Raw genomic sequence first — 4984 nt, 5'->3', positions numbered from 1 at the left:
ACCGCAGGAAGCTTGGATACGCCTAGGCGCGGTCCAAGAAATCGTCCGCACCCCCCATTGCTGCATGGCAGAAAATAGGTCCTCAGCATCCCCCAGATGCATTCCCGAGAAAATCACGTTTGAATTAGCGATGGACACGGCAAACAAAAGGGCCCGAGCGTTGTTTGCTCGGGCCCTTAGCTTGTCTCACGCTAGCGTGCGATGTGTATGTTACTTGCGCTTGCCGCCGCCGTCACCGGGGCGACGGGAGCTGCCGCCGCGCTTGCCGCCACGGCTGTTGCCATAGCTGCCACGGTTATCGCGACCGCCGGCACGGCCGCCACGGGAGCCGGCCTGGTTGCCACCACGACGCTCCTCGCGGGTATCGTCGTAGTTGCGCCAATCATCGCGACGATCGCGGCTGGCACGCGGGTCACGACGATCGCGCGACTCGTTAGAACGACCGGCGCCGCCGCGGCCGCCATTGCCGCGAGCACCCTCGCGACGCTCGCCGCCGCGGCTACCGCGCTCTTCAAAGCGCTTGCCGCCACGGGACTCACCGCCGCGGGCACCACGCTCACCACGGCCCTCGCCGCCACGGCGCTCATCACGGCCACCGCGCTCGTCATTACGACCGGAGCGACGACGGTCACCCGAACCGCGCTTGCCGCCGCGCGAACCGCGGCCCTCGTCCTCGCGCTCAACACGGCGACGGCCGCCACGGTCCTCGTCCTCACGACGACGGCGGTGCGCCTCGCCCTGGAACTGCTTGGCACGGCGCTCGGCACGGTTGCCACGCGGGGCCTGCTTGACGGCGTCAGCACCGCCGCGCTCCTCGGCAGCCACCTCGCGGGCCACGCTCTCCACAGCCTCGTCCACGCGAGCCTGAACGCCCTCGCGCACGCGGGTCTTGCCGCCGCGCTTGGGACGGCTCGGACGCTCGCCGTCGCCTCGACGCTCGCCGCGGCCGCGGTTGGAACGACCGGCCACATCGCCGTAATCGTCGCCGTTGCGCTTGCCGTCGCGACGCGCCTGCTCAAGCTTCTTCTTGCTCTTGGACTTGCCGCGCTTGGTCTTCTTCTTCACCTTAAAGGCCGCAGGATCGCGCTCGGGGTCAACCGCGGGCGGATTGGGGCCCACATGCAGGTCGCCGGCCTCGTAGATGTCGGCGGTCTTGTCCATGAGCTTCTCGATCTCGTAGAACTCATCGACATCCTGCTCGGTCACAAACGTGATGGCCCAGCCCAGCTCGCCGGCGCGGCCCGTGCGGCCAATGCGGTGGATATAGTCGGTCGGCTCGGCCGGCACGTCAAAGTTCACGACGTAGCGCACGTCGCTAATGTCGATGCCGCGGGCGAGAACATCGGTTGCCACCAGTACGTCGACGGTGCCGTCGCGGAAGGCAGAAAGCGCGCGCTCGCGCTGGGCCTGGCTGCGGTTGCCGTGAATCGCAGCGGCCTTGATGCCCTTGCGCTCCAGACGACGGCAGCAGCTGTCGGCGCGGTGCTTGGTGCGCATAAAGACGATGGTGCGCTCCGGGCCCTCCTTTTTGAGGAACTCGGGCAACAGGTTGTTCTTGGCCTCGATGGACACCGGGAACACAAACTGGTCGACGGTGTCGGCGGTCGACGTGGCCGGCGCGATCTCCACGCGGGCCGGGTCGCTCACCAGGTCGGTGATCTCGCCCACGGCCTCCTCGTCGAGCGTCGCCGAGAACAGCAGCGTCTGGCGCTCGGCCGGCGTCTCGCGCACAATGCGGCGGACGGCGGGCAAAAAGCCCATGTCGAGCATGCGGTCGGCCTCGTCGAGCACCAGGACCTTAACCTCATCCAGGTGGCAGGCGCCCTGCTCGATCAGATCGACCAGACGGCCCGGCGTGGCGACCAGGATGTCGCAGCCGTACTTGAGGGCAGCAGTCTGCGGCTTGTAGCTCACGCCGCCCACGACGGTCACGGCGACATGGCCGGTGACGTCGGCGATTTTGCTCGCAACCTCGTCGATCTGCTGGGCAAGCTCGCGCGTAGGAGTGATGACGAGCATCACGGGGCCGCGGCCGTTGCCCTCGGGCTTTTTAGCACCGCGACGGCGGTTGCGGCTGCCGCGCTCGCGCACGGGTTTGGGCGGAGCAATGTGTTCCAGATTGTTCATGGTCGGCAGCAAAAAGGCGGCCGTCTTGCCGGTGCCGGTCTGAGCGGCGGCAAGCAGGTCGCGGCCCTCGAGCACCACGGGGATCGAACCGGCCTGCACGGGCGTCGGCGCCGTGTAGCCCAGGTTCTCGATGGCACGAAGCATTTCGTCGGAAAGTCCCAGCTCGTCAAAGGCGGGCAGGTTCTCGGTAGCGGACTCGACGGCCTGGGCGGCGTTGGCCTCATCGGCGGCATCGAAGGCAGCCTGGGCCATAGCCTCGCGGGTCTCGTCCAGAATCTCGGCGTCGGTGACGTCGGATACAGAATTACGCATATGTTGTTGTTCCTTATCTGCACGCGCTATGGGCACGGCATGCGGCCGCGCGGGCGTGCTTGGTAGTGCGCTAATACATACAAAAACGGGTGCGCACAGAGAGGACGTTGCTCAGCACGCTGGCGATCGCTTTGGCAGCCCTATCACGCGCCGTCCAGACGCAGCGGCCCTAAGCGATGGAGCAGATTCGCCGCCGGTTAGTATACCCGTACTCCGTATGCCCCCACGTAAACCACAGATGACGAGGCGGACGAGGTGGGCCTGGCCGATTGTGTCAATCTGTAACAGATGCAGGGCAAAACCGGGTCCAAATGTTATAGAACAAGACAGAGGGGGATTTCCGTTCAGTCCAACCAAAATCTCTCGGTCTTCCTGCAATTTCGAACATGTGGCCTATAATGTTGCTTTGGTTACACTATTTATTGTGCAGCCATTTAATACGTCGCCCACCGGGGCCATTAATTCCTATCGCCATATTGGCTAGGAAGCAATCAAAGGAGGTATCCGTGGCAGCAGAGACGCCGTGCTCGGTCCTCTATAACGATATTCGCTCGTTCGGCGGTCTTAAACATCTCGAGATCGCCCGAATGCTTATCAACGGAAACTCTTATCTCGGCAGTACCCTGCTCGAGAAATGCTCTTCCAACCGCTCGTATCTCACCCGTTACATCGTCCATCGCAAGCCTGACCAGTGCGCGCCCGCCATCTACAGCGACTCTACCGTCACCACGCTCAACCTTTCCGCGGCAATCTGCAGCAAGCTCGGCGGCGGCGAGTCCGCCTATCAGGCAATCGCCGAGCACTATCGCGGTCCGGCCGCCAACGAAATGATGTCGGCTCTCGCCAGCTACAAGCTGGACAGCCGCCTATATGCAAATGCCCTCAATCGCATCGACAACTTTGACGGCAATGCCGTGCGCGAGAAAAGCACGCTTTACCTTATGCTCTTTGTGGCAACGGGGGCGCTCGCCGATCCCGTTCAGGGCGTGGCCACCGTCGAGCGCTTTTGCGACAGCAAGACGGGCGAGCACTTTGGCACCACCGAAACTACCGTCGGACGTGGCTTTATGAGCAGCCTGGAGCAGCCGCGCACCGTCGCCCCCAACCTCGGTCTGCTCAGAACCCATGCCGACAACTGCGCCGGCATGCAAATCCATCCCCTCACACGCGATCCGCGCGGCACCGTGATTGGTTCTTTGCCCAAAACCTCGCCCAGCATCACCGATGTGGGCGCCGACGCATCGCGCGAGCATCTTCGCATTTGGCTTGAGGGTGAGCACTGGTACGCCCAGGGCCTTGGGTCGACCAACGGCACAGTGCTCGAATCGGGCGCGGGTGACGGCGATATTGTGATTGAGCCGCCGCGCGACCAACGCGAGCCTGGCAAGATCTATCCCCCAGTGGAAATCGAAAACAGCGACAGGCTCCATCTGGGTCTCTACACGACATTCCTTGTCATTGTGGACTAGCGCGGACGGCGATCGGAAGACGGTCGCCGTCCGTCTTTCGTCTTCTACCTTCTGCGTCGTAAACGACAATGCTCAGCGGTATACGTGGGCAGTGCGGCTATCATGGTACTTTACCGATATCCGCACTGCTCGCGTATACGTGCGGCAACCCATGCCAGACAAAGGAACGCCATGGATACTACCGATAGCGCCTATGGCGACAAACTCATCCGTCTCGATACGTTCGATACCGCCGTGGCGGTCGACCCCAGCGCCGAGGACGACGCCAAACGTCGGTTTATGACGCTTATTCTCCAGACAGCCCACCGCAACAACGGCAACATCGGGCACGTGCTGCGCGCGACCAACACGAGCGGCGAGGTCTTTGCCGTCAAGCTGCTCAAGGACAACGCTATCCTTTCCGGCCAAGCCCCCGACCGCTCCGCCGAGCAATCGGCAGCGCACCTGGCCAGCACCGCCGCGCTGTTCGAGGAGTACCGTCATCTGTGTACCGTCTCGCACCTGCGCGGATTTCCGCGCGTCTATGGCTACGGATCGTGCGAGGATGACCCTCTCATCCTCATGGAGTGGGTCGAGGGCACCTCGCTCAAGCAGGCGCTGCCCCTGCTTCCGCACGACGCCTCGGGCGGGCTGACCACCCAGATGGTCGCCGCCGTCGGAAACGCCGTGCTTCGTGCGCTCTTGATGACCCAAGGCCTCGTGAATCCGGTCATCCATCGCGACCTGTCGCCTGCCAATATCATGTTCCGCACCACCAGCCGAACGCTCGAGCAGCAGATTGCTGATTGTTCCTTTGACCCCTGCCTCATCGACATGGGCTCCGCGACCATGGCTCTCGGCGACGACACGATCACCCGGCGCGCCGACATCTGGCGTTTTGCCACGCCCGCATACGCCGCGCCCGAGATGCTCACGCAGGATATCGAAGGCATCGCGGCCCTTCGCCGTTCGCCGGCAATCGACGTCTATGCGCTTTCGAGCATTCTGTACCAGCTCTACAGCGGTCGCAAACCGTTTGACTTGGGGGTGCGGACGATTTCTTGGACCGCGCCTAGGCGTATCCAAGCTTCCTGCGG

Annotated in this window: 3 protein-coding genes; 2 read left to right on the top strand and 1 reads right to left on the bottom strand. The window is 63.5% G+C overall.

All coding sequences use genetic code 11. The features are described 5' to 3' along the window. Positions 1-210: 210 nt before the first annotated feature. A complete protein-coding gene (locus JMJ97_RS09340; RefSeq protein ID WP_276550601.1) occupies positions 211-2439 on the bottom strand; it encodes a DEAD/DEAH box helicase in 2229 nt (742 codons plus the stop codon). A 506-nt stretch (positions 2440-2945) separates the two neighbouring features. Between JMJ97_RS09340 and JMJ97_RS09625 the strand changes: the two genes are divergently transcribed. Together JMJ97_RS09625 and JMJ97_RS09330 are read left to right on the top strand one after the other, a co-directional pair. After that, on the top strand, positions 2946-3908 hold the full coding sequence (locus JMJ97_RS09625) for an FHA domain-containing protein (protein ID WP_260700091.1): 963 nt from the start codon (positions 2946-2948) through the stop codon (positions 3906-3908). Between the two features lie 171 nt (positions 3909-4079). Further along, on the top strand, positions 4080-4984 hold a 905-nt coding region (locus tag JMJ97_RS09330; RefSeq protein ID WP_260700090.1), incomplete at its 3' end, for a protein kinase domain-containing protein.

It is taken from the genome of Collinsella aerofaciens (genome assembly GCF_025289055.1).
GTDB lineage: Bacteria > Actinomycetota > Coriobacteriia > Coriobacteriales > Coriobacteriaceae > Collinsella.
The sequence above is the reverse complement of the archived record's forward strand: the minus strand, read 5'-3'. Positions and strand labels throughout refer to the sequence as shown.